This window comes from Actinosynnema mirum DSM 43827, assembly GCF_000023245.1.
In the GTDB taxonomy this organism is placed as follows: domain Bacteria; phylum Actinomycetota; class Actinomycetes; order Mycobacteriales; family Pseudonocardiaceae; genus Actinosynnema; species Actinosynnema mirum.
The window spans coordinates 6,795,122-6,819,389 of record NC_013093.1 but is presented as its reverse complement, the minus strand read 5'-3'; the positions used below and the strand labels follow the sequence as shown (position 1 = coordinate 6,819,389).

The 24,268-nt window shown below is 73.7% G+C and carries 17 protein-coding genes; 14 read left to right on the top strand and 3 right to left on the bottom strand.

All coding sequences use genetic code 11. The features are described 5' to 3' along the window. Nucleotides 1-62: 62 nt before the first annotated feature. Nucleotides 63-1,079 carry a hypothetical protein gene (locus AMIR_RS39700; protein WP_015804479.1) on the top strand — a complete coding sequence of 339 codons (1,017 nt, stop codon included), beginning with the start codon at nucleotides 63-65 and terminating at the stop codon, nucleotides 1,077-1,079. A gap of 1,557 nt (nucleotides 1,080-2,636) precedes the next feature. Further along, on the top strand, nucleotides 2,637-3,023 hold the full coding sequence (locus AMIR_RS28640) for a DUF3040 domain-containing protein (protein WP_015804477.1): 387 nt from the start codon (nucleotides 2,637-2,639) through the stop codon (nucleotides 3,021-3,023). A 629-nt stretch (nucleotides 3,024-3,652) separates the two neighbouring features. Here the strand turns inward: AMIR_RS28640 and AMIR_RS28635 are convergent. From AMIR_RS28635 to AMIR_RS28625, 3 genes are read right to left on the bottom strand one after another with little or no spacing between them, the layout of a single operon-like run. Further along, nucleotides 3,653-6,100: a transglutaminase TgpA family protein gene (locus AMIR_RS28635; RefSeq protein WP_015804476.1), complete on the bottom strand. Its 2,448-nt coding sequence runs from the start codon at nucleotides 6,098-6,100 to the stop codon at nucleotides 3,653-3,655. Further along, entirely contained in the window at nucleotides 6,101-7,390 is a 1,290-nt protein-coding gene (locus tag AMIR_RS28630) for a DUF58 domain-containing protein (RefSeq protein ID WP_015804475.1), read from the bottom strand. It abuts the gene before it with no gap. 1 nt (nucleotide 7,391) lies between these two features. Beyond that, nucleotides 7,392-8,456, bottom strand: a complete 1,065-nt coding sequence (locus tag AMIR_RS28625) for an AAA family ATPase (protein WP_015804474.1) — start codon at nucleotides 8,454-8,456, stop codon at nucleotides 7,392-7,394. 492 nt (nucleotides 8,457-8,948) lie between these two features. Between AMIR_RS28625 and mraZ the strand changes: the two genes are divergently transcribed. From mraZ to ftsW, 12 genes are all read left to right on the top strand, one after another. After that, entirely contained in the window at nucleotides 8,949-9,380 is a 432-nt protein-coding gene (mraZ, locus tag AMIR_RS28620; protein WP_015804473.1) for a division/cell wall cluster transcriptional repressor MraZ, read from the top strand. Between the two features lie 379 nt (nucleotides 9,381-9,759). Beyond that, nucleotides 9,760-10,710: a 16S rRNA (cytosine(1402)-N(4))-methyltransferase RsmH gene (gene rsmH, locus AMIR_RS28615; RefSeq protein WP_015804472.1), complete on the top strand. Its 951-nt coding sequence runs from the start codon at nucleotides 9,760-9,762 to the stop codon at nucleotides 10,708-10,710. Beyond that, nucleotides 10,707-11,468 (top strand): cell division protein FtsL, encoded by a 762-nt coding sequence (ftsL, locus tag AMIR_RS28610; RefSeq protein WP_015804471.1) that lies wholly within the window; start codon nucleotides 10,707-10,709, stop codon nucleotides 11,466-11,468. The genes rsmH and ftsL overlap by 4 nt, the downstream gene beginning before the upstream one ends. A 537-nt stretch (nucleotides 11,469-12,005) precedes the next feature. Beyond that, on the top strand, nucleotides 12,006-13,913 hold the full coding sequence (locus AMIR_RS28605; protein ID WP_015804470.1) for a peptidoglycan D,D-transpeptidase FtsI family protein: 1,908 nt from the start codon (nucleotides 12,006-12,008) through the stop codon (nucleotides 13,911-13,913). Nucleotides 13,914-13,975: 62 nt separating this feature from the next. After that, nucleotides 13,976-15,559 (top strand): UDP-N-acetylmuramoyl-L-alanyl-D-glutamate--2,6-diaminopimelate ligase, encoded by a 1,584-nt coding sequence (locus AMIR_RS28600; RefSeq protein WP_015804469.1) that lies wholly within the window; start codon nucleotides 13,976-13,978, stop codon nucleotides 15,557-15,559. Beyond that, nucleotides 15,556-17,028 carry a UDP-N-acetylmuramoyl-tripeptide--D-alanyl-D-alanine ligase gene (locus AMIR_RS28595; protein ID WP_015804468.1) on the top strand — a complete coding sequence of 491 codons (1,473 nt, stop codon included), beginning with the start codon at nucleotides 15,556-15,558 and terminating at the stop codon, nucleotides 17,026-17,028. The genes AMIR_RS28600 and AMIR_RS28595 overlap by 4 nt, the downstream gene beginning before the upstream one ends. Beyond that, on the top strand, nucleotides 17,025-18,113 hold the full coding sequence (gene mraY / locus AMIR_RS28590) for a phospho-N-acetylmuramoyl-pentapeptide-transferase (RefSeq protein WP_015804467.1): 1,089 nt from the start codon (nucleotides 17,025-17,027) through the stop codon (nucleotides 18,111-18,113). The genes AMIR_RS28595 and mraY overlap by 4 nt, the downstream gene beginning before the upstream one ends. 2 nt (nucleotides 18,114-18,115) lie before the next feature. Beyond that, on the top strand, nucleotides 18,116-19,468 hold the full coding sequence (murD, locus tag AMIR_RS28585) for a UDP-N-acetylmuramoyl-L-alanine--D-glutamate ligase (RefSeq protein WP_015804466.1): 1,353 nt from the start codon (nucleotides 18,116-18,118) through the stop codon (nucleotides 19,466-19,468). A gap of 154 nt (nucleotides 19,469-19,622) precedes the next feature. Beyond that, nucleotides 19,623-20,900, top strand: a complete 1,278-nt coding sequence (locus AMIR_RS28580; RefSeq protein WP_015804465.1) for an FAD-dependent dehydrogenase-like protein — start codon at nucleotides 19,623-19,625, stop codon at nucleotides 20,898-20,900. A gap of 19 nt (nucleotides 20,901-20,919) precedes the next feature. After that, a complete protein-coding gene (locus AMIR_RS28575; RefSeq protein ID WP_015804464.1) occupies nucleotides 20,920-21,381 on the top strand; it encodes a DUF7768 domain-containing protein in 462 nt (153 codons plus the stop codon). Between the two features lies 1 nt (nucleotide 21,382). Then, the gene (locus AMIR_RS28570; protein ID WP_015804463.1) at nucleotides 21,383-22,597 is read left to right on the top strand and encodes a hypothetical protein; all 1,215 of its coding nucleotides are present in this window, start codon (nucleotides 21,383-21,385) and stop codon (nucleotides 22,595-22,597) included. Between the two features lie 109 nt (nucleotides 22,598-22,706). Beyond that, nucleotides 22,707-24,170, top strand: coding sequence for a putative lipid II flippase FtsW (ftsW, locus tag AMIR_RS28565; protein WP_015804462.1), 1,464 nt, complete (start codon nucleotides 22,707-22,709; stop codon nucleotides 24,168-24,170). Nucleotides 24,171-24,268: the final 98 nt, after the last annotated feature.

Here is a 24,268-nt window from a genome sequence, read left to right as displayed (position 1 = left end):
TTATCCACAACCCCCACTTTCCCTCCTCGCCACCCGCCGCCCCAGCCGCCCAGAGTGGACCCATGCGCCTCACCCCCACGATCAACCTCGACGCCCTGGCCCTCCTCTTCGCGAACCGCATCGCCTCCGCCGCGCTCCTGGTCCGCCTGGGCCTGCCCGCGGCCGAACTCCTGTCCCGCTGCGAACGCGGCGGCCCGTGGCAACGCCTGCTCCCCGGAGTCCTCCTCCTCTCCCCGATCCCGCCAACCCGAACCCAGTGGGCACGCGCGGCGCTCTGCTACGCAGGCGCGGACGCCCAGCTCACCGGGATCGACGCCCTCCACCTGCACGGAATGCGCTCACTACCCCCGGCGGGCCAGATCCTCGTCCTCTCCCGCAGAGGCAAACCGCCCACCGACCGAGTGAGGGTGATGGCCACCAGACACCCGCCGCCCCCGCTGCTGATGGACGGCTTCCCCACCGCCCCACTGCCGAGGGCCGCAACCGACGCGGCACGGGTGCTCGACAACCCCCGCGCCCTGAGCGCCGTCTTCACCGAGGTGGTCACCAGAACCGGCGTCTCCACCGCGGACCTGCGCGCGCTCCTCCCCAAGGCGACGGCCGCAACCCGCCAAGCCTTGGCCGTGGTGGAACGCCCACCCCTGGCGGTGAAACGAGCCCAGGAGCTGACGACCCACCTGGGCCTGCCGGAGCCGAGGTGGGGCTCCACGATCACCACGGCGGAGGGTGATCCCCTGGGCGTGGCCGACGCCTGGTGGGACGCCTACGGCCTGGCCTGGCAGTTCAGAACCCCACAACCATCCTCGAGGGCCCTGCTGGCAGCAGGCGCCGTAGTCGTCCACACCGACCCGACAACCCTGAAAACAGGAGGCCCCCACCTCCTGACGACCCTGGCAAGGGCAACAGCCCAAGCCCAAACCCGCCCCCGCCCACCCCTGACGGCGAAGAACGGCATCAACCCAACCCCAACCCAGCCACCACCCCCACCGCCCCACCCCGTCCCACACTCACTGCACCCCTCACCAAGGAGGCCGCCCCACCCACACCTCAACCCCCACCCACACCCCGCTCTCACCTGACCACCCACCCCACAACCACGCCACCCACCTCACAGGGATGGCACCCACACGACCGGAGCCGCCCAACACCCCCACTCACCTCCCACTCACCGCCCACCCCAGCCCAACACCACTACCCACCCACCGCCCGCCGCTGGCTCACACCGCCCACCGCCCACCGCTGGCTCACACCACCCACCGCCCGCCGCTGGCTCACACCGCCCACCGCCCACCGCTGGCAGCTGCCCGCCGATGCCCACCGTTGGCCGCCGCTGGCAGATGCCCGCTGCTGCCTGCCGCCGCCTGCCGTTGGCCGCCATTGGTCGCTGGCCGTCGCTGCCCATCGCCATCGCCATCGCCATTGCTCGCCCGCCACCTGTCACTGCCTATGTCAGTGCCCGCCGCTCGTTGCCCGGTATCTACTGCCGCTGCTGGCTGCTGGCTGCGCCACTGCCCGCCACCCGCCACCGCCCGCCACCCGCCTATATCAGCGCCTGCCGCTCGTACTGCCCGCCATCCGTCCCTCCGCCCAGCGCCTACCGCGTGTTGCCCGCCGCCCGCCCCTGCCCGCCGCCCAGTGCCCGCCCCTGCCCAGTGCCCAACATCCGTCGTGTGTCGCCCGCCGCGCACCATCGCCCGCCACCCACCAGGCGTTGCCCGCCGCGCGCCATCGGCCGTCGCCCACTGCCCTCGTCCGTCATCCGTCGTCTTGTCCGCCCGCACTCGCACTCGCACCCGCGCCAGCCGCCCATGCCCGCCGTCCATGCCCGCTGCCCGCTGCCCGCCGTCCGCGTCCGCCGTCCGCGTCCGCCGTCCGTGCCCGCTGCCCGTCATCCACTGCTCGCCATCAGCCGTCAGCCGTCAGCCGCCCACCGGCTGCCGCTCGCCATCAGTCCGTTGCCGTTGTTCTTGCCTGCGGCGCGTCCCGAAGGTCGTCGGGTCTCGTCTCCTCGCGTCCGCCCGGCTTGATCAACTTGCGCTACTGGGGCCGTGGTGGGTTCCGTTCGCGTGCCCGCAAGCCGTGTGGTCAACGGCTGTGCCCGTAGGCGTTCAAGGGGGTCGGTGTCCGCAGTGGTGCGGTCAGAGGAGGCGCGTCGCCGTCCGTCCGAGCGCGCCTACAAGGTGATCTTGGTCACCTCGCGTCCCGAGGCTCTCCGCCGCAGGGCGGTCCGGGGTGTCGGAGCGGGGGAGCGGGAGGGGGTTCGCGGGCGCTGCGGGGAGGGGTGCGGAATGGCTCAGGTGCTCGCGCGCGAGGTCGTTGTGCAGGGTCGGCGGTCGACGTCGTGGGGTGCGGGAGTCGTTCGCGTCCTGCGGTTTGCCGCCTGGTGAGGTGTCCGGGCAGTGCTCCGCCGAGGGGTGAGGGCTGACCGCAGGATGACCTTGCGACCTCACGGAGGCCTGACCGTTGACCCGTGAGGATGATGGTGACAGAAGGAACCGTCCGGGTCCTGCGACTGGGTAGTCGAGAAGCTCCCCAAATCGTATCCTTGACGTGACACCCCCAAAGCGGGGCGTCCGCCGGGACCGGCGGCAACCGCGACACCCGGCGCCCGCGACCGCTGTGCCGGAGGAGGAGCCATGCCACTCTCCGAGCACGAGCAGCGACTGCTCGACCAGATCGAGCGCGCGCTCTACGCCGAGGACCCGAAGTTCGCATCCACCGTGCGCGGCGCGAAGCTGCGCAAGCCGTCCCGACGGCGTCGCATCTACGGCATCGTGCTGTTCGCCGTGGGTGTCGCACTGCTCGTGACCGGTGTCATGCTGCCGAAGCTCGCTGGTATCCCGGTGGTGAGCGTTGTCGGCTTCCTGATGATGTTCTTCGGCGTGCTGCTCACAGTGACGACGCTGCGTCGCGGTGAGCAGGGTGCCGAAGAGCCCGAAGCACAGGGAAGCAGGCCGACCAGTCGCAGCTCGTTCTCCCAGAAGATGGAAGAACGCTTCCGTCGTCGTTTCGAGGGCGAGTAATCCGGCCCGAGGACCAGTAGTCGTGCTGCGGCCCGCCCCACTCGGGGCGGGCCGCAGCACGCTTTCCGCCGGAAAACCAGGAAACGCGCCCCACGCGGACCCGCGCGCCACACCTGAACCAGCGCGCCACGCCCAGCCTCGGCCCCGAGCTCCGGACAGCACACCGCCTCGGACCCGAGCTTCAAGCCGTGCCTGGCCCCGAACCGGGCGCCGCGCCTTCGAGTCGGACCCGAGCTTCAAGCCGTTCCCGGCCCTGAGTCGAGTGCCGTGCCTTCCAGCCGGACCCGAGCGCCGCGCCCCCGGAATGACGCCCGACGCCTTGCCTTCAGCCTGAAGCCTGCGGCCGAACCCGAGCGCCTCGCTTTGCCTTGGCCCCCAGTGCTCCTCGGCCCGCCCCGAGCGCTTCGCGCTGACCCCGAACCCCAGCGCCCCGAACCCCAGCGCCCCGAACCCCAGCGCCCCGAACCCCAGCGCCCCGAACGCGAAGCGGCCCCGCCAGGCACAGCGCCCGGCGGGGCCGCTTCGCGAAACCACCGTCGTCCGGGCCGCCGCGTCCTCCGCCCTGTCGCGCGTCGACCGCGGGCCCCGTCCCCCGCCCTGTCGCGCGTCGACCACAGCCCCGTCCCCGGTCAGCTCTCCTTGCCATCCGGTGGTTTCTGCAGCACCGACTTCGGCAGCACCTTCGCCCGCAAGGCCAACGGCGCGTTGCGGGTCAACGACCGGCGGACCTCGTCCACCGCCGTCGGCAGGGTCGGGTCCGCGCCGCCGTTCGCGCTGTACCACGAGCGCTCCACCGCGCCCACCACCGCGCGCAGGCCGTCCCTGCCCTGCTCGTCCAGGTTGTGCTCCCGCACCAACCGCCTCGCCGCCACCCGGACCGTCTCCGTGCTCCGCACGCCCGCGCCCCGGTCCAGCGACTCCGCGATCAGCTCCTGCCACGCCGCGCCCGCCGCGTCCGGCCCCAGCGCCGCGACCCTGCGCAGCCTCGCGCGCCTGGTCGCCTCGCGCAGCGCCGCAGGCGCCGCGGCCACCGCGCCAACCGCCACGACGGCCGCCAGCCACCACGACAGCAGCGCCGCCGTCAGCGCCAGCGCCGCCACGCCCGACCCGGCCGCACCCGCCACCAGGACGCGCTTCACCCGGCCCGACACCGCCCGCTCACCACCGCCCGGCCTCCTGCCCAGCAGCGCCACCGCCGCCAGCAGGGCCGCCAGCGCCAGCGCGCCCACCAGCGCGATCAGGTGCCACGCGGGCACCCGGTTCCCGCCGTCGTCCTGCTGCCCCTGCGCCGCCGCGTCGGCGGACGTGGAGGCCGACGGGTTCGCCGACGAGCTCGGCACCGCCGTCGTGGTCGTCGTCGTGGCCTGCGAGCTGCTGGCCCCGTCCTCGTTCTCCACCCGGTTGCCGGAGATGTACGGGGGCACGACCGCCCGGTCGCTCAGCGGCGTCGGGTCGAACGTCATCCAGCCGTACCCGTCGAAGTAGATCTCCACCCACGCGTGCGCGTCGTCCGTGGTGATCGTCTGGTACTCCGCGCTCGGGAAGCCCGCGGTGAACCCCACCGCCACCCGCGACGGCAGCCCCAGCGTCCTCGCCATGATCGCCATCGCCGTCGCGTACTGCTCGCAGAACCCGGTCTTCCCGTTGAACACGAAGTCGACGAGCGCCCCCGAGGCCAAGTCGTCCTTCGTCTCCAGCTTGTACTGGAACCCGTTGGCCGGGTCCTTGAAGTAGTCGTGCAGCGCCTTGGCCCGGTCGAACGGGTTCTGCGCGGACGCGGTGACCTGCTCCGCCAGGTCGATCACCCGCTGGTCGACGCCGGGGGCGTCCAGGTACTCCTCGTTGATCTTCTCCCCGCCGGGCCCCTCGCCGAGCGCGGTGGCCTGCCGCAGCTGCTCGTCGGTGGGCGTGTCCAGCACCGTCTCCAACCGGTACCGGTCCACCTCGCGCCGCTGCTGGCTGTAGAGCATCTCCCGCTCCGGGTCGAACCGCCACTCGTCCTCGAGCGACTCGATCCGCCTCGGCCTGCCGTACACCGGGAGCCAGTTGTCCAGCCAGTCGACCGGCTCGATCTCCAGCACCTCGGTCTTGGCGTCGGGGTCGTACCCCGCGCCCCTGGGCACCTCGCCGTCGTTCGCCCGCACACCCGACTGCATGCTGCCGCCGAGCCGGAAGCCCTGGTCGGGCTCGTACGCGCGCAGCGTCGCCACCCGCATGTACGCCTGCCTCGGCAGGTCCCGCACCCGGAACAGCTCCTTGTTCTGCCCCCGGTTGAGCATCCCGCGCAGCTCCGTCATCGGCTCGAGGCCGAGCTTGCCCGTCCCGCCGCCCTCACCGGTGCCCGGCAGCCGCCCGACCGTGCCGACCAGCGGCGCGCTCAGCAGGCCCGCCAGCAGCGCCGTCACCACGGCCGCGCCCGCCACCGCCGTCGCGGCGGGGGCCGAGTTCACCCCGGCGCCCCTGGGCAGCCTGCCCCGCCACGCGCTGTGCCGGTGCTGCCCGTCCACGGCCAGCAGCAGCGCGAACGCCGCCGCCCCCAGCACGAAGATCCACAGCGGCAGCATCTCGTCCGCCAGCGACACCGGCACCGCGAACACGCACAGCAGCACCAGCCCCGACGCGGCGGGCGCGGCGGCGGCCACCGCCAGGGTGTCCACCACCACCGCCACGACGCCGATCGCCAGCATCACCAGGCACCGCATCGCCGGGCTGTCCGGCACCGGCGGTATCCCGGTCTGCACCTCCTCCAGCGCCGCCCCGAGCACCCCCACCAGGTCGCCGAGCGACTGCGGCCCCGGCAGCACCACCAGCACGCCGGTCCTGGTGAAGATCGTCACCAGCAGGCACGCCAGCGCCAGGAACTGCCCGAACGGCACCAGCGGCGCGGGCACCCGCACCGACCTGAGCAGCACGCCCACCCCGGCGATGACGGCGATCGCCACCCCCAGGTACACCACCCACAGCGTCCCGGTGAGCACGCTGGACAGCGCCATCGCCGTGCACAGCGTCGCCAACCCCGCGACGGCGGGCGTCGTGGCCACGACCCAGTCGCCGCCCGCGCTCCCTCTCCCGGCCACCTAGCCCACCTCCGCGCGACCGCGGTTGCCCGCGCTGTGGCACAGCTCCTGCCACACCTGGTCCATCGGCGTGGCGGGAGTCGCCACCACCACGCCCCACCCCGAGGCGCTGAGCACCCTGGCCGTGTCCTCGGCCGACGCCGCCGCCGCACCCGCGGGGCCCGCCGCGCTGACCGCCGCGTTCTCCCGCGCCCCGGCCCACGCCGCCACGTCCAGCACCACCGCGAGGCTGCGCGTCCCGCGCCTGCGGTGCCTGGCCAGCGACTCGGCCGCCTCCGGCGAGCACGCGCCCAGCAGCGCCACCACCTCCTGGCCCGCGCCCGCGTCCAACCCGGCCGCCAGCTCCAACCGGTGCGACGGCTGGAGCGCCGCCAGCGAGTCCAGCACCACGTCGTCGCCGTGCCCGGCGTCGCCCGTCACCCCCGCCAGCACCCGGCCGTCGTCGCCGACCAGCTTCACCTGGTGCCCGAACCGGTTCAGGTGCAGGCACACCGACGCCGCGAACGACACCGCCCACTCCAGGCTCGCCGACGGCCCGCTGCCCCGGTGCGCGGCCAGCCGGTGGTCGAGCAGCACCGTGGTGCCGCCGCGCCAGGGCCGCTCCTCCACCCGCACCATCAACTCGTCCCGCCGTGCGGTCGAGCGCCAGTGCACCTTCCGCAGGTCGTCGCCGTGCCGGTACGGCCGCACCACCGCGTCGTCCTCGCCCTGCCCGGTGCGCAGCCGGATCGACCCGTCGTCGCCCGAGCCCATGCCGGACCCGCCGGGCAGCCCGGACAGCCGCACCACCCTCGGCACCACCACCAGCCTGGTCCGCCCCGCCATCTCCTGGTCGAACTCGGCGAGCCCGAACGGGTCGGTGACCCTGGCCAGCAGCGGACCCACCTGCTGCACCCCGCGCATCACCGGCTTGAGCTGGTAGCGCAGCGACGTCCGGTGGTCGCGCGGCAACCGCTCCACCACGAACCTCGGCCTGCTGCCCAGCGCGTACGGCACCGCGTCCTCCAGCAGCAGCCCGCCCGTGGGCAGCCTGCCCGCGCTGCGCAGCTCCACCCTGACCTCGGCCACCGCGCCCACCGGCACCCGCGCCGGGTCCACCGACCGCGCCGCGCGCAGACCCACGCGGGCCCGCTGCGCCAGCCACGCCGCCAGCAGCGGCATCGCCACCACGAACACGGCCACCCGCAGCAGGTCCCGCTCGTCCAGTACCCACGCGCACACCCCCGCCGTGAACCCGGCGGCCAGCAGGCAGCGCCCGCGCGTGGTCAGCCCCGACAGCGCCCCCGCCATGTCAGCGGTGGGCCTGCGGGCGCTGGTCCGACGCCTGCGGCACCGGGACGCGCTGCGCCAGCGAGCGCACCAGGTCCGCCGCCGACCGGCGGGCGGCCTGCGCCTCCGCGGTCAGCACCAGCCGGTGCGCGAGCACCGGGACGGCCACCGCGTGCACGTCGTCCGGCACCACGAAGTCCCGCCCCGACAGCGCCGCCTGCGCCCGCGCGGCCCGCACCAGCTGCAGCGTCGCGCGCGGCGAGGCGCCCAGCCGCAGCTCGGGCAGCCGCCGCGTCGCGCCGACCAGCTCCACCGCGTACCGGCGCACCTCGGGCGACAGGTGCACCCCGCGCACGGCCTTGACCAGCCGCAGCACCTGCGCGGCGTCCGAGACGGGGCGCAGCTCGCCCAGCGGGTCGTGCCCGGCGTGCTCGTCCACCATCGCCAGCTCGGCGGCCGGATCCGGGTAGCCGATGGACACGCGCGCGGTGAACCGGTCGCGCTGCGCCTCGGGGAGGGCGTAGGTGCCCTCCATCTCGATCGGGTTCTGCGTCGCGACCACCATGAACGGCTCGCCGAGCGCGTAGGTGCTGCCGTCGACGGTGACCTGGTGCTCCTCCATGCACTCCAGCAGCGCGGACTGCGTCTTGGGGGAGGCGCGGTTGATCTCGTCGCCGATCACGATGTTCGCGAAGATCGGCCCCGGCCGGAACTCGAAGTCGTTCTCCTGCCGGTTGTAGATCGACACGCCGGTGATGTCGCTGGGCAGCAGGTCGGGGGTGAACTGGATGCGGCTCACCGTGCAGTCGATCGACCTGGCCAGCGCCTTGGCCAGCGACGTCTTGCCGACGCCCGGCACGTCCTCGACGAGCAGGTGGCCCTCCGCGAGCAGGGTGACCAGCGCGACGCGGACCACGTCGGGCTTGCCCACGATGACCCGCTCGACGTTGGCCGCTATCCGGCCGACCACCGAGTGCAGCTCGGCGAGCACCTCATCCGGCCGCTGGCCCCTGCCGGAGCCGTTGGGGTTCGCCGCACCCCCGCCGGGGTGGCCGGGGAGCGCGGTTGGCGGGGTACTCGGAGTCACTCGACCTCCTGGGGCGCGGCCCACGCACGACCGTAGGGGGGAAGGCGTGAGCGTTTCACGAAGTGTGTCAAACCGGGGCTAAGCGCGGGTGTGCTCCGGGACTTCCTCGGCCCGGACCGCCGATTCAACAGAACCGACCTCCAGGTTTCCACGAAGCCGGTCCGGCGCGCGTCCCCCACGTCGCCCCACCCCGGTTCACCACGATTCCCCACCCGGTGCGCCCGAAGCCCGGTTTTGGGCCAAATCCCTAGGCCGTTCGGGTGATGTTCGACCCTGGTGGAGTCACTCGCCGGGGTGTCGGCCGCGATTTTCCCCCACCGTCACGTTCGGGAAACGCGGCCTTCCTACCAGCGCAAACGTCCTCCTCGGTGTGGGGCGGGGAGGGCTTTTGGCGTTGACTGTGGTGAAAAGTGGGGTACTGTGGCGGCCGGTGGGGCAGACGGGGGCTCCACTGCCGGTCGCGATCTCGTCGGCGACGGGAGGTGCCACGCCGTGTTCCTGGGCACGCACCACCCGAGGCTCGACGACAAGGGCCGGCTCACGCTGCCTGCGAAGTTCCGGGACGCGCTAGCGGGGGGTCTCATGGTCACCAAGGGCCAGGACCACTGCCTTTACGTGTTCCCCAGGGCCGAGTTCGAGCAGATGGCGCGCAAGGTCGCGGAGGCCCCTTTCACGAACGAGGCCGTCCGCGCCTACCAGCGCTACCTGTTCGCGGGCACCGACGAGCAGCGCCCCGACGGTCAGGGTCGCGTCCTGATCGCCCCCGAGCTGAGGCGCTACGCCGGGTTGACCAAGGAGTGCGTGGTCATCGGCGCGATCAGCCGGTTGGAGATCTGGGACGCGCAGGCCTGGCAGCGCTACCTCGAGGAGCACGAGGACCGCTACGCCGAGGCCCGCGAGGAGGTGCTGCCCGGCGTCTTCTGATCCGGTCACCGGTTCGTGGCTCGACCGCTTGAGGATTCGGGTGCCGTGAGGCCTCGGTCCGCTCGGCTATCGGCCCTGGCGCACCTTCCCCGGCGCCAGGTTCGACGGGCGGGCGGGGACCTGACGACACCCGATTCGCTTTCCCGGTCCGGCGCGAGCGGCGCCGGTGCGACGCCGGGACCACCCCACCCCCACCCCCGCAGTGCCCACCCCCGCAATGCCCGTCACCGCAGTGCCCGTCACCGCGAGCGCCGACCAGGAGCAGGACCCAGTGCCGGAACACCGCGCCCAGGACCGGGCGCCAGCGCCGCATCGGTCGCGCGACGAGAGCAGCAACCAGAGCACGCACAGCACGGCCACGGTCGAGGAGAGGACGTTCATGGGTGAGGCGGCGCGGCACGTGCCGGTGCTGCTGGACCGCGTCCTCGGCCTGCTCGCGCCCGCGCTGGCCGGCCGCGACGACGCCGTCTTCGTCGACTGCACCCTCGGTCTCGGCGGGCACTCCGAGGCCGTCCTCAAGGCGCACCCCGGCGTGCGGCTCATCGGCCTCGACCGCGACCCGCAGGCCATCGCGCTCGCGAAGGCCCGCCTCGCGCCGTTCGCCGACCGGGTCGAGTTCGTCCAGACCACCTACGACGGCATCGCCGAGGCGGTGGACGGGCGCCGGGTCGACGGCATCCTGATGGACCTGGGCGTCTCCTCGCTCCAGCTCGACGCGCGGGAGCGCGGGTTCGCCTACTCCCAGGACGCGCCGCTGGACATGCGGATGAGCGCGGGCAGCGGCGAGACCGCGGCCGACGTGCTCAACACCTACCCGGCCGCCGAGCTGGCCCGCGTGCTGCGCGACTACGGCGAGGAGCGGTTCGCCCGCAAGATCGCCGCCGCCGTGGTGCGCGAGCGCGCCAAGGAGCCGTTCACCACCAGCGGCAGGCTGGTCGAGCTGCTGTACGCGTCGGTGCCCGCCGCGACCAGGCGCACCGGCGGCCACCCGGCCAAGCGCACGTTCCAGGCGCTGCGCATCGAGGTCAACCGCGAGCTGGAGTCGCTGCGCGCGGCGCTGCCCGCGGCCCTGTCGGTGCTGGCCGTCGGCGGGCGGATCGTCGTCGAGTCCTACCAGTCGCTGGAGGACCGGATGGTCAAGCGCGCGCTCGCCGACCTGGCCGCGTCCCGCACCCCGGTGGGCCTTCCCGTCGAGCTGCCCGGCCACGGCCCCGAGCTCACGCTGCTGACCAGGGGCGCCGAGGTCGCGAACGAGTCGGAGATCGAGGACAACCCGAGGGCGGCTCCCGTGCGCCTGAGGGCGGCGGAACGGATCAGGGAGGCGACATGACCGCACCGGCCCGCGCGGGCGGCGTCCCGACCAACCCGGCAAGGGGCCCTCGCGAGCGCGCGCTGCGCGCCGTGCCCGAGCGCCCGGCGCGCCCGAGGTCCGGCGCGGCGGAGAAGGCCTACGCCCGCAAGGCGCAGCGCACCGGCCGCAGACCCGAGCAGGTCCGCAAGCCCGCGCCGGTCCACAAGGCCCCGTTCGTGGTCATGGTGATGCTGGTGCTCGGCGTGGGCATCGCGGCGATCATGTGGCTGTCCACCCAGGCCACCGAGGACTCCTACCGGCTGCAGGAGGCCCGCGCCGAGGAGACCGAGCTGGCCCGCAAGGTCGAGCAGCTGCGCCGCGAGGTCGCGCAGGCCGAGTCGCCCCTGACCCTCTCCGAGGCCGCGCGCGGGCTCGGCATGGTCCCGGCGGGCGACCCGGCCAGGCTCCGCCAGCTCCCCGACGGCTCGGTGCAGGTCTACGGCACCCCCAGCGCGGTGCCGCTCCCCACGCCGACCACGGTGAGCCAGCCCCCGGCGGCCCAGCAGGACGCGCAGAACCAGCAGAACCAGCAGGGGACCGCGCAGGGCCAGGAGGGGCAGACCCCGCAAGGGCAGCAGGGCCAAGGTCAGCAGGGGCAGACCCCGCAGAACCAGGCCCCGCAGAACCAGACCGAGCAGGGTCAGGCCCAGCAGGGCCAGCCGCAGCCGAACGCGCAGGACGGCCAGCAGGGGCAGCAGACCGGTGAGCAGCAGGGTCAGCAGCAGCCGCCGGGCTAGCGCCGGACGCTCCCCGGCGCGCGGCGGCCGCGGGCCGCACGCGCGCGGGGACCAGGTGTGGCACATAGGGGTTGGCCGCGTCCACGGGGTGGGCGCGGCTGTTCGGCGTTTTCGGGCAGGCTCGGGCGAGCCCGCCTGCCCAGGGGCGCCGCGGGGGAGCACGTGTCCCGGAACGGGGTTCCGGGGAGATCGGTCGAGCGCCGGGGGGCGCGCGGCCGGGACGACCGGGGCCGTGGGGGCCCTCGGCGTCCCAGCGCTGTCACGGGGGTGTGCGGTCCGCGCGCGTGGGGGCGCGTCGGGCGGGACCGCTGCCCGGCCTGGTGATCCGGCCGGTGTTCGTCCTCCCGCTCCGCGAGCGGGAGGGGTTCGGAGAACGCGCGCGTCGTGGTCCGGCGGGTTAGCGCCCGCCGCGCCACCGGCGCCTTCCGCACGCGCCGCGCCGCGACGCGTGGCACGAACACCGCAGCGCCGCCGTCCGGCGGACGCCACGAGCGCGCCCGCCCACCGGCCCGCGCGCACGATCCCAGGAGGTCAGTCATGCCGGGGCCATCGCGCGGCAGGCCCGCGCGCCGTCCGTTGTCCGTCCGCAGGCCCGTGCCCGCCAAGCGCGGGAAGGCCGCCAACAGCCGCCTGAGGATCGCGGTCGGCCGGGTGCTGCTGATCACCGCCCTGCTCGCCGCGGGCGTCAAGCTCGTGCAGGTGCAGGGGTTCCAGGCGGAGGCGCTCTCCGCGCAGGCCGAGCGGCAGCGGGCCACCCCGATCGACATCCCGGCCGAGCGCGGCTCGATCACCGACCGCAACGGCAACCAGCTCGCGTTCAGCATCGAGGCGCGCGCGCTCTACGTGCTGCCCGCGCTCATGCGCCAGAAGTGGGACGAGGAGGTCAAGAAGAACCCGGAGCTGCAGAGCTACGAGGAGCGCGCCCGCGAGATCGCCGAGTTCGTCCAGAAGACCCTCGGGCGCGAGGTGTCCGGCCAGAAGACCGACGCGGACACCGTCTACGCGCTGCTCACCAAGGACATCAGCTACACCGAGATCGCCGACCGCGTCGAGCCCGACAAGGCCGAGGCGATCAGCGAGCGGTACGCCGACGTCGGCTTCGAGCGCCGCGCCGTCCGCGTCTACCCCAACGGCGAGCTGGCCTCCAACATCGTCGGCGCGGCGAACTGGCGCAAGGACCAGCAGCCACCGGGCACCCAGGGCCTGCTCGGGCTGGAGAACTCGCAGAACAACCTGCTGTCGGGCACCAACGGCCGCCGCATCGTCGACACCGTCCAGGGCAACGACACCGTCGTCATCCCCGGCCCCGGCCGCTCCCGCGAGATCACCCCGGCCACTCCGGGCAAGAGCCTGGAGCTGACCATCGACCTGGACACCCAGTACGCGGTGCAGAACATGGTCACCGACTACGCCAGGAAGGCGGGGGCGAACAGCGCGTCGGCGGTCGTGCTCGACACCGCCACCGGCGAGATCCTGGCCATGGCCAACGACAAGACCTTCGACCCGACCGACTTCGGCCGCGCCACCGACGCCCAGCGCAGCAACACGGCCGTCAGCGCGAACTTCGAGCCCGGCTCGGTCCACAAGATCGTCACCGCCGCCGCGGCCATCGAGGACGGCGTCTACCAGCCGGACAGCGTCCTCACCGTCGACGGCAGCATCAAGGTCGCCGACCGGACCATCAAGGACTCCACCTGGCACGACACCCAGAAGATGAGCTTCACCGGGGTGTTCGCCAAGTCCTCCAACGTCGGCACCCTGATGGCCGCCCAGCAGGTCGGCGCCGACCGGTTCGCGGACCTCCAGGCCAAGTTCGGCCTCGGCAGCCGCACCGGTTCCGGCCTGCCCGGCGAGGAGGCGGGCCTGGTGCCGCCGCGCCAGCAGTGGTCCGGCTCCACGTTCGGCAACCTGCCCATCGGCCAGGGCCTCACCGTGACCCTGCTGCAGATGACCGGCATGTACCAGGCCATCGGCAACGACGGCCTGCGCGTGCCGCCGAGGATCATCAAGGCCGAGATCGGCGCCGATGGCTCCCGCACCGAGCTGGCCAAGCCCGAGGGCGTGCGCGTGGTCAGCCCGCAGACCGCCAAGACGGTCCGCGACATGTTCCGCTCGATCGTGCAGTCCGCCCCCAACGGGCAGAGCGGCACCGGCACCTCGGCGGCCGTCCCCGGCTACCAGGTGTCCGGCAAGACCGGCACCGGGCAGCAGCTGGAGCCCAGCGGCCTGTACAGCAACTCCAAGTACTGGATCACGTTCGCGGGCATCTTCCCGGCGGACAGCCCGCGCTTCGCCGTGGGCGTCATGGTGGACAACCCGCAGGCGGGCACCCAGGAGAGCGCGTCGTCGGCCCCGCTGTTCCACGACATCGCGTCCTACCTCGCGCAGCGCTACCAGGTGCCGATGTCGGCCGAGCCGAGCCCGGTGGTCCCCCTGGTGCTGTGAACACCCCTGATCAGACCTACCCGGAAGGGCCTGACCAGCGGTGCGGGTCCGGAATGGATGTGATGGCCGACCACTCTCCGTGCGCCGGTAGCCTTCCGCGCGTGCCTGCCAAGCTTGAGGGCAAGGTAGCGACCGCCCCACCTCGCCCTTCCCGCACCCAGTCCGTTCCCGCGTCCGAGCTCGCCGCGACCGTCGACGCCCGGTTGACCTCGCCCGCCGGCGCTCCCGTGCTGGTCACGGGCGTGACACTGCGCGCCCAGCACGTGCTGCCCGGCGACCTGTTCGCCGCGCTGCCCGGAGCCAGGGCGCACGGCGCGGACTTCGCCGCCGAGGCGGTCCGCCGCGGCGCGGTGGCCGTGCTGACCGACGAGGACGGCGCCTCCCGGCCCGAGCTGCGCGACGTCCCGGTGCTGGTGCACCGGGACCCGCGCGCGGCGCTCGGGGCGCTGTCCGCCCGCGTCTACGGAGAACCCGCCCAGCGCGTCGCCCTCTGGGGCGTCACCGGCACGTCCGGCAAGACCACCACCTCGTACATGATCGAGTCCTGCCTGCGCGCCGAGGGGCGCGTGACCGGGCTCGTCGGCACCGTCGAGACCCGCATCGCCGGTGAGCGGCTCGACAGCGCGTTCACCACGCCCGAGGCGCCCGACCTGCAGGCCCTGCTGGCCGTCATGGTCGAGCGCGGCGTCGGCGACGCGGTCATGGAGGTGTCCAGCCACGCGCTGCGCCTCGGCCGCGTCGGCGGGGCCGGGTTCGCGGTCGGCGCGTTCACCAACCTGTCCCAGGACCACCTCGACTTCCACCCCGACATGGAGGACTACTTCCAGGCGAAGGCCGAGCTGTTCGACGGCCGCGCCCGCCGGGAGGTCGTCTGCGTCGACGGCGAGTGGGGCCGCCGCCTGGTCAAGCCGGGCACGGTCACCGTGTCGGCGACCGCGCCCGTCGGCGGGGCGACCTGGACCGCCAGCGGCGTCCGGGTCTCCGCCACCGGCGAGCAGACCTTCACCGCGCACGGCCCCGACGGGCTGGAGCTCGCGGTGGCGCTGCGGCTGCCCGGCGACTTCAACGTCGCCAACGCGCTGCTCGCCATCGGCTGCCTGCACGCGTCCGGCGTCGGCGCCGAGGCGATCGTGCGGGGCCTGGCCGAGGTGCAGGTGCCGGGCCGGATGCAGCGCGTCGACGTCGGCCAGGACTTCACCGCCGTCGTGGACTACTCGCACAAGCCCGCCGCCGTCGTGCTCGCGCTCGACGCGGTGCGCGCCCGCGCCACCGGCCGGGTCATCACCGTGCTCGGCTGCGGCGGCGACCGGGACACCGCCAAGCGCCCCCTCATGGGCGCCGAGGCGGCGCGCCGCAGCGAGGTGCTCGTCGTGACCGACGACAACCCGCGCAGCGAGGACCCGGCCGCCATCCGCGCCGCCGTGCTCGCGGGCGCCCTGGAGGTGCCCGAGGCCGAGCGCGGCGAGGTCGTCGAGATCGGCGACCGGGGCGCGGCCATCGCGCACGCCGTGTCGCTGGCCGTCGCGGGCGACGTGGTCGTCGTGGCGGGCAAGGGGCACGAGACCGGTCAGGAAGTCGCGGGCGTCGTGCACCCGTTCTCGGACGTCGACGCCCTCACCGGGGCGATCCAGGAGGCCCTTCGGTGATCACGCTGACCCTCGCCGAGATCGCCGAGATCGTCGGCGGCAGGCTGCACGGCACCGACGGCTCGCCCGTCGTGAAGGCGGGCGTCGAGTTCGACACCCGCAAGCTGCTGCCCGGCGGGCTGTTCCTGGCCCTGCCCGGCGAGCGGGTCGACGGCCACGACTTCGCCGCCGCCGCCGTCGCGGCGGGCGCCGCGGGCGTGCTGGCGGGCCGCGAGGTCCCCGCGCCCTCGGTGATCGCCCCGCCGGTCGCCCCGGCCGACGAGCACGAGGGCGCCTACGTGCTGTCCGGCGACAGCGACGGCTCCGGCGCCGCCGTGCTCGCCGCGCTGGGCAAGCTCGCCAGGCACGTCACCGACAGGCTCACCGCGGGCGGGCTGACCGTCGTGGGCGTCACCGGCTCCTCCGGCAAGACGTCCACCAAGGACCTCATCGCCCAGGTGCTGTCCCCGACGGGCGCCACGATCGCCCCGCCCGGCTCGTTCAACAACGAGCTGGGGCACCCCTGGACCGCGCTGCGCGCCGACGAGGACACCGGCTACCTCGTGCTGGAGCTGTCCGCGCGCGGTCCCGGCCACATCGCCGACCTGTGCGCCGTCGCGCCCCCGAGGATCGGCGCGGTGCTCAACGTCGGCACCGCGCACCTGGGCGAGTTCGGCTCCCGCGAGGGCGTCGCGCGCACCAAGGGCGAGCTGGTCGAGGCCCTGCCCGAGGACGGCGTCGCGGTGCTCAACGCCGACGACCCGCTCGTGCTGGCCATGGCCGAGCGCACGAAGGCGAAGGTCGTGCTCGTCGGCGAGCACAGCAGGGCGCAGGTCCGCGCGGTCGACATCGTCCTCGACGAGCAGGCCCGCCCCGGTTTCACCCTCCTCACCCCGCACGGCAGCGCGCGCGTCCAGCTCGCCGTGCACGGTCCCCACCAGGTCGGCAACGCGCTCACCGCCGCCGCCGTCGCGCTGGAGCTCGGGGCGACGCCCCAGCAGGTCGCCGACCGGCTCGGCTCGGCGAAGCCGATCTCCGCGCACCGCATGGAGGTCGTCGACCGCGCCGACGGCGTCACGGTCGTCAACGACGCCTACAACGCCAACCCGGAGTCGGTGAAGGCCGCGCTGAAGTCGCTGGCCACCATCTCCCGCTCCACCACCCCCGCGCGGCGCAGCTGGGCCGTGCTGGGGCCGATGGCGGAGCTGGGGGCCGACTCGGTGCGCGCGCACGACGAGATCGGCAGGCTCGCGGTGCGCCTGGACGTCAACCGGCTGGTCGTCATCGGTGACGACGCCCGCGCGATGCACCAGGGAGCGCACCTGGAAGGATCATGGGGCGAGGAATCGATCCTGGTGCCGGATGTCGCTGCGGCGATCGAACTGCTGCGCGACGAGGTGCGGCCCGGTGACGTCGTTCTGGTTAAGGCATCCAACTCATACGGCCTGTGGCGGGTTGCCGAGGCTCTCCTGGAGGCGGGCAGCAAGTGAAGAGCATCCTGATCGCGGCGGCGATCGCGCTGATCACGTCGATCATGCTCACGCCGTACCTGATCAAGATCTTCTCGCGGCAGGGCTTCGGCCAGGAGATCCGCGAGGAGGGCCCGCAGAGCCACAAGACCAAGCGCGGCACGCCCACCATGGGCGGTGTCGCGATCCTGGTGGCGATGTGGGCCGGTTACCTCGGCGCGCACCTGGTGAACTCCATGTCCGCGTCGGCGCAGGACCAGACGCCCACCGCGTCCGGCCTGCTCGTCCTCATGCTCACCACCTCGCTGGGCGTCGTCGGCTTCCTCGACGACTTCATCAAGATCCGCAAGCAGCGCAACCTCGGTCTGAACAAGACCGCGAAGCTCGTCGGCCAGTTCGTGGCCACGATCATCTTCGCGGTGCTGGTCGTGCAGTTCCCGGACAACCAGGGCCTGACGCCCGCGTCGGTGAACCTGTCGTTCGTCCGCGACATCACGGTGGTCTCGTTCGGCGTCATCGGCTTCGTGGTGTTCTGCTACGCGGCGATCAGCGCGTGGTCCAACGCGGTGAACCTGACCGACGGCCTCGACGGCCTCGCGGGCGGCACCTCGGCGATGGTGTTCGGCACCTACGTGGTGATCAGCTTCTGGCAGTTCCGCTACAACTGCACCAACATGCCGGTCGCCGGCTGCTACGACGTGCGCGACCCGCTGGACCTGGCCCTCGTCGCCGCCGCCGCGATGGCGGGCTGCATCGGCTTCCTGTGGTGGAACGCGGCCCCGGCCAAGATCTTCATGGGTGACACCGGCTCGCTCGCGCTCGGCGGCCTGGTCGCCGGTCTGTCCATCACCACCCGCACCGAGCTGCTCATGGTCGTCATCGGCGGCATGTTCGTGGTCGAGGCGCTGTCGGTGGTGCTCCAGGTCGCGGTGTTCCGCACGTCCCGGCGGCGGTTGTTCCGCATGGCGCCGTTCCACCACCACTTCGAGCTCGCCGGGTGGGCGGAGACCACGGTCATCATCCGGTTCTGGCTCCTCGGCGGCATCTGCTGCATGTTGGGCCTGGGCCTGTTCTACAGCGAGTGGCTCACTGCGGTCGGGAGCTGACCGTGGGGTTCCTGGCTGGACGTTCGGCGCTCGTCGCGGGCGCCGGTGTGGCGGGCCGCTCGGCGGCGGAGGCCCTGCTGGCGGCGGGCGCGACGGTCACCGTGACCGACTCCTCCGCCGACCGGCTGGCCGCGATGGGCGAGCTGCTGCCCGGAGTCGACCTGGTGGCGGGGCTCGTGGCCCCGCCCGAGGGCGTCGACCTGGTGGTGACCAGCCCCGGCTGGCGCCCGGACAACCCCCTGCTGGCCGCCTCGGCGGCGGCCGGGGTCGAGGTGATCGGCGAGGTCGAGCTGGCGTGGCGGATGGCCGCCGAGCTGGCCGACCCGCCCGCGTGGCTGGTCGTCACCGGCACCAACGGCAAGACCACGACGGTGACCATGCTGGAGTCGATCCTGCGGGCGGCGGGGCTGGACGCGATCGCGTGCGGCAACGTCGGGCTGCCGGTGGTCGACGCGCTGCTCGCCGGGCACCGGGTGCTCGCGGTCGAGCTGTCGAGCTTCCAGCTGCACTGGTCGCCGTCCGTGCGGCCGACCGCCGGGGTGCTGCTCAACGTCGCCGAGGACCACCTGGACTGGCACGGGTCGCTGGAGGCGTACGCGCGGGCCAAGGCGGGCGCGCTGGTCGGGGACGTGGCGATCGCCGGGGTCGACGACCCGTACGTGGCGGCGCTGCTGACCGGGTCGCCGGGCACCGCGCACGTCGGCATCACCCTGGGGGAGCCCGAGGAGGGGCAGCTCGGGGTCGCGGGCGGCTACCTGGTCGACCGGGCGTTCGGCCCGGACAGCAGGCTGGCGGCGGTGGCGGACGTGACGCCCGGCGGTCCGCCCGGCATCGCGGACGCCCTCGCGGCGGCGGCGCTGGCGCGGGCCTACGGGGTGGCGCCGGAGGCGGTCCGCCAGGGCCTGCTGGACTTCCGGCCCGGCGACCACCGGGGTGTGGTCGTCGGCGAGGTCGGCGGGGTGCGGTACGTCAACGACTCGAAGGCGACCAACCCGCACGCGGCCGTGGCGTCGCTGCGGTCGCACGAGAGCGTGGTGTGGATCGCGGGCGGGCTGCTCAAGGGCGCGTCGGTGGCCGACCTGGTCAGGGCCGAGGCGCACCGCCTGCGCGCGGCCGTGCTGATCGGCGCCGACCGGGCGGCGATCGCGGCGGCGCTGGCGGAGCACGCGCCCGCGGTGCCGGTGGTGGAGCTGGCCGAGGGCGGCATGGCGGGCGCGGTGCGCGCGGCGGCCGGGTTCGCGCGGCCGGGCGACGCGGTGCTGCTGGCGCCCGCGGCGGCGTCGATGGACATGTTCGCGGACTACGCGCACCGGGGTCGGGCCTTCGCCGAGGCGGTGCGCGAACTGGCCGGGTGACCGCCCTCCGGACCCTCGCGGAAGGACCCCGTTCCCCGGTTGGGGGATGGGGTCCTTCCGCTTTCCGGGGCGAGGTGGGCGGGGGCCGCAGATGTGCGGCAGGGGGCGGTGGAGGCGCGCCGACCGTGGGGGAGTGCGAGCGGGGAATTCCGGGGTGGTCGGGGACCGCCGGGTGGACGTCCTGGTCATCGGCGCGGGGCCTGCCGGGCTGGCCGCCTCGGCGGCGCTGGCCCCGTGGTCGGGGGAGGTGCTGCTGCTCGACCGCGGCGGACCGCTCGCCCTGCGGTCGGAGGACGACCCCGGCGACCTGGTCTCCGGGCAGGGCGGGGCCGGGCTGTACTCGGACGGGAAGTTCTCCTTCCACCCGTCCGCCTCCCGGTTGTGGGAGGTCGAGCCCCAGAGGGCGCTGGCCGAGTCCTACCGGTGGTTCGCCGACCTGCTGGCGGACGTGCTCCCGGTGCCCGGATACCCGGAGGGGCGGGTGAGCGGACCAGCGGCGCCACCGCCGGCCGGGGCGCGCCGCAAGTCCTACCGGTCCCGCTACGTGCCGTTGGAGCAGCGCTTCGAGCTGGTCGGTGAGTTGTCGCGGGCAGGCGGGCGGGAGATCCTGTTCGACACCGAGGTCGTCGAGGTCCACCCGAGGCGCGGCGGTCCCGTCGACGTGGTCGTCCGGCGACGGGGGAGCACCGCTGTGATCACCGCGAGGGCCGTCGTGCTGGCGGGGGGCCGGTTCGGCCCGCTCTCCGCCCGGCTGGACCGGCGGCACCTGCGGTTCGAGCGCGTCGAACTGGGCCTGCGGATCGAGCAGCCCGCGTCGGTGTTCTTCCTGCGGGACGAGCCCGACCTGGACCCGAAGTACCTGATCCCGGACCCGGTCACCGGGGCGCAGTGGCGCACCTTCTGCTGCTGCCGGGACGGCCGGGTCGTGCCGACCGCCTTCGGGGAGTGGCGCTCGCTGTCCGGGCGCGCGGACTGCCCGCCCACCGGGCTGTCCAACGTCGGGTTCACCATGCGGGTCACCGACGAGGCGCGGGGGCGCGCGCTGCTCGGGCTGCTGGCCGCCGCGGCGCCCGGCAGGAGCGTTCCCGAAGGTCTTCCCTGGGAGCGCTTCATGGCGGATGACGACGGGGGCGCGGATCTGCTGGGTGGCGGCGAGGGCACTTCGCGGCTGCTGAGCGCCGTGCGGCGCGGGCTCATCACACTATCGGGGCTATTCGGCGACACGCCCTTGTCCGGTTCGGTGCTGCACTGGCCCGCCGTCGAAGGGGTTGGATACTATCCGCGAACCGATTCCGGTTTGCGATTGCCGGGATTCCCCCTGTGGGTCGCGGGGGACGCGTCCGGGAAATTCCGCGGAATCACGGCAGCGCTGGTGAGCGGTCACTTCTCCGGACAGCAGGCGCTGCTGCGCCTGCGCGAGGGATCGGTGTGACGGTCGACGTGGAGGTCTGGTGGACATTACCGAGGTGAAGCCCGTGGTCTACACGGCGCACTCGAAGTTAAACTTCTTCTGCCGCGACGCGATATGCGAATACGTCTTGCGCCTGGGCGCGGTCCCGGTCAACCCCTTCCGCTTGTTCGACTACTTCCTGAACGACCGGGTCGACCGCGACCTCGTGCGCCGGGGCAACAACAACCTCGTGCGCATGGCCGACGAGGTCTGGGTGTTCGGGCCCGTCTCCAACGGGGTCCTGTTCGAGATCGGGTACGCGGCCGGTCTCGGCAAGACCGTCCGCTACCACACGGTGAGCCCGACCTCCTCGGAGATCGCTCCCACCGGCGCGGCCGAGGTCACCTTCGAGGAGGAGCTCCTGGCAGGCGCCGAGGACGGCGAGCGGGAGCTGCGCCGGGTGATCGCGCGGTCGCTGGAACGCCGCAGGGTCGACGAGTCCCCGGTGCTCGCGGGGCAGTGAGGTGGGCCTCCCCTCGGCCGCCGGGGCGGGGCCGGTCAGCGGCAGACCGCTCTACCTGCACCTGCTCGACCGGGAGCTGGCGGGTTCGGTCGGGTTCCGGCTGACCCCGCGCGTGTTCGAGCACGTGGTGAAGTGCCTGCTCCTGGGCACCACGTCACCGCTGTGCTGCGGCATCTCCCTGGTCTGGGAGAACGGCGGCCTCGGGGAGCGCGAGCACCGGCTGCTCTCCGCGCTCGCGGAGCACGACTCCTTCCAGCCGATCAGCTACCAGGGCACGCTCGACGAGTTCGTCAGCTCCCGGCAGCGCCTCTACCGGCACGACGCCCACCGGTACCCGCTGTACTTCGGCCGGGAGAGCGCGCGGTTGGAACTGGTCCGCCCCACCCTGCACAAGGACGCCGACACCACCGAGGCGCTGCAGGGATCGCTGCTCGCCTGGGCCGGGACCGGCGACGGGGGCGGCAGCCGGGGGCTCGCCCGCCGCGTCGTGCTGCGGGCCCTGCTCAAGCGCCGGGAGCGGGCCATCACGTTCAGCCTCTTCCAGGCCACCGCCAGGCGGGTCGGCGGCGGGGCCGAGGTGGAGGGGGAGGTCAAGCGGCGGATCTCCACCGCCTACACCCGGCACTACCTGGACTTCCTCGGCGGCGACCTGCCCACCGGCGTGCCGGGCCTCTCGCGGTTCGACGGCGACCTCTCCGCCGACTTCCCGCTGTTCGACGTGCCGCTGCTGACCGTCCTGCTGCGAGGTGTCGGGCTCGGGGCGGTGCTGGACTCGCCGTGGCACGAGCACGAGCGGTGGTGGCTGCGGTTCCTCGTCGAGCGGGGGACGGGCGCGCACTGGGCGCTGGTGTGGAACCTGGGCGCCGTGCTCGGCGCGGTCGCGGCGCTGCGCCCGCCCGCGAGGGGCAGCGGAGAGCAGTTCACCGCGCGGGCGGCGATGCGGGCGGCGCTGGGCGGGTTGTGCGAGGTGGAGGGCGCCCGCGCCGGGGAGGGCAGCCTGGTCGCGGCGGCGGCCGACCGGTCGATGGCCGTGCTGGGACGGGTGGTCGTCGGGCCCGCGGACCTCGGCGCGTCCGCTGCCGGACCGGTCGTCCCCGCCGCGAACACCGCGACCGGGGCGGTGAGCGGCGGCGTGACCCAGGTCGGCTCGGTGCACGGCGGCCTGCACCAGCACCACCACTGGCACGCTCCCGTTCCCGAGCCCCGCCGACCGTGATCGCGCTCGCGTGAACGCGACACGCGGGTCCGGTTCCCGGCGTGTCGGCTTGCGCGCGGGACCATGAGCGCATGTGGATCGGGATGAGCGGCCCTGGGCGGGTCGGGACGTGACCGTCGTCGAGCGCGAGCAGGGGACGACCGGGCGCGGGCGGGCGTGGCGGCACCCCCGCAGCGCGCTGACCGCGTGGCTGAGCAGACCGCTGGCGGACTTCCACCTGCTGCTGGCGATCTTCGGGATGCTCACCGCCATCGGGTTGATCATGGTGCTGTCGGCGTCGGCGCCCGGTGAGGTCGCGGCGGGGCGGGCCGCCTACTCGGTGTTCCGCAACCAGCTGATGTACGTCGGCGTCGGCGCGGTGCTGTTCTGGATCACGCTCCGGCTGCCGCTGCGCAGCATCCGGCACAGCAGCACGATGGCGATGCTGGTGTCCGTCGTCCTGCTCGGGCTGGTGCTCACGCCGCTCGGCACGAACATCTGGGGCGCCCAGTCCTGGTTCCGCATCGGCAGCATCTCGTTCCAGCCGATCGAGCCCGCGAAGCTCGCCATGGCGCTGTGGGGCGCGCACGTGCTGGTCACCAAGCGGGCGCTGCTCAACCAGTACCGGCACCTGCTCGTGCCGGTCGTGCCGGTGGCGCTGATGGTGTTCGCGCTGGTCATGCTGCAACCCGACCTCGGCGGCACGATCACCCTGGCCGTGGTGCTGCTCAGCCTGCTGTGGTTCGTCGGCGCGCCCATGCGGGTGTTCGGCGCGATCGTGGCCGCGGCGGTCGGCGGCGCCGTCGTGCTGGCGGTCGGCGCGTCCTACCGGCTGGACCGGGTGCTCGCGTACCTCGACCCCGAGGAGGACCCGCTCGGGTCCGGGATGCAGTCGCTGCAGGCGATGTACGCGCTGGCGGAGGGCGGGTTCTTCGGGAAGGGGCTGACGAACGGCAGCGCCAAGTGGCGGTACCTGCCGAACGTGCACAGCGACTTCATCTTCGCGGTGATCGGCGAGGAGCTGGGGTTCATCGGGTGCCTTCTGGTGCTCGGGCTGTTCGCGCTGCTGGCGGTGGTGGGGCTGCGGATCGCGGCGCGCAACACCGACCCGTGGATCAGGATGATCGCGGGGACGCTCACGGTGTGGCTGGTCGCGCAGGCGGCGATCAACATCGGGTACGTGGTGCGGCTGCTGCCGGTCACCGGCATCACGCTGCCGATGATCTCGTCGGGCGGCACGTCGATCGTCACGACGATGATCGTGTTCGGCATCCTCGCGAGCTGCGCCAGGCACGAGCCGGAGGCCGTGGCGGCACTGCGCAAGCTCGGGCCCGGCCGCGTCGGCGGCTTCCTGCGGCTGCCCGCCCCGGAGGCCTACCGGCCGCCTGCGCGCCGCAAGCCAGGGCGGCCGTCCACGCCGCCGCGTGCGCCGGGACGGCGGGCGGCGGCTGCGCCGAAGGTGGAGGAGCGCCGGGTGGGCGGGCGTTCGGCGCCGCCGTCGGAGTACCGGAGGCGGGAGTCCCGGAGGGCCACGCAGGACCGGACCACTCGGACGGCGCGACCTACCAGGAGGACTGGGCGCGACGGGCGGTGATGGGCGCGGTGGCGGCTGGCCGCTGGCCGCTGGCTGGTGACGGGTGACGGGTGACGGGTCGATGGGCGCGTCAGGCGGCGGGCGGACCGAGGCGACGC

Excerpts from the sequence above, each read along its gene's own strand:
- AMIR_RS39700 (WP_015804479.1), top strand. The coding sequence starts at position 63 with ATGCGCCTCACCCCCACGATCAACCTCGACGCCCTGGCCCTCCTCTTC.
- AMIR_RS28640 (WP_015804477.1), top strand. The coding sequence starts at position 2,637 with ATGCCACTCTCCGAGCACGAGCAGCGACTGCTCGACCAGATCGAGCGC.
- AMIR_RS28630 (WP_015804475.1), bottom strand. The coding sequence starts at position 7,390 with ATGGCGGGGGCGCTGTCGGGGCTGACCACGCGCGGGCGCTGCCTGCTG.
- rsmH (WP_015804472.1), top strand. The coding sequence starts at position 9,760 with ATGGGTGAGGCGGCGCGGCACGTGCCGGTGCTGCTGGACCGCGTCCTC.
- ftsL (WP_015804471.1), top strand. The coding sequence starts at position 10,707 with ATGACCGCACCGGCCCGCGCGGGCGGCGTCCCGACCAACCCGGCAAGG.
- AMIR_RS28605 (WP_015804470.1), top strand. The coding sequence starts at position 12,006 with ATGCCGGGGCCATCGCGCGGCAGGCCCGCGCGCCGTCCGTTGTCCGTC.
- AMIR_RS28600 (WP_015804469.1), top strand. The coding sequence starts at position 13,976 with ATGGCCGACCACTCTCCGTGCGCCGGTAGCCTTCCGCGCGTGCCTGCC.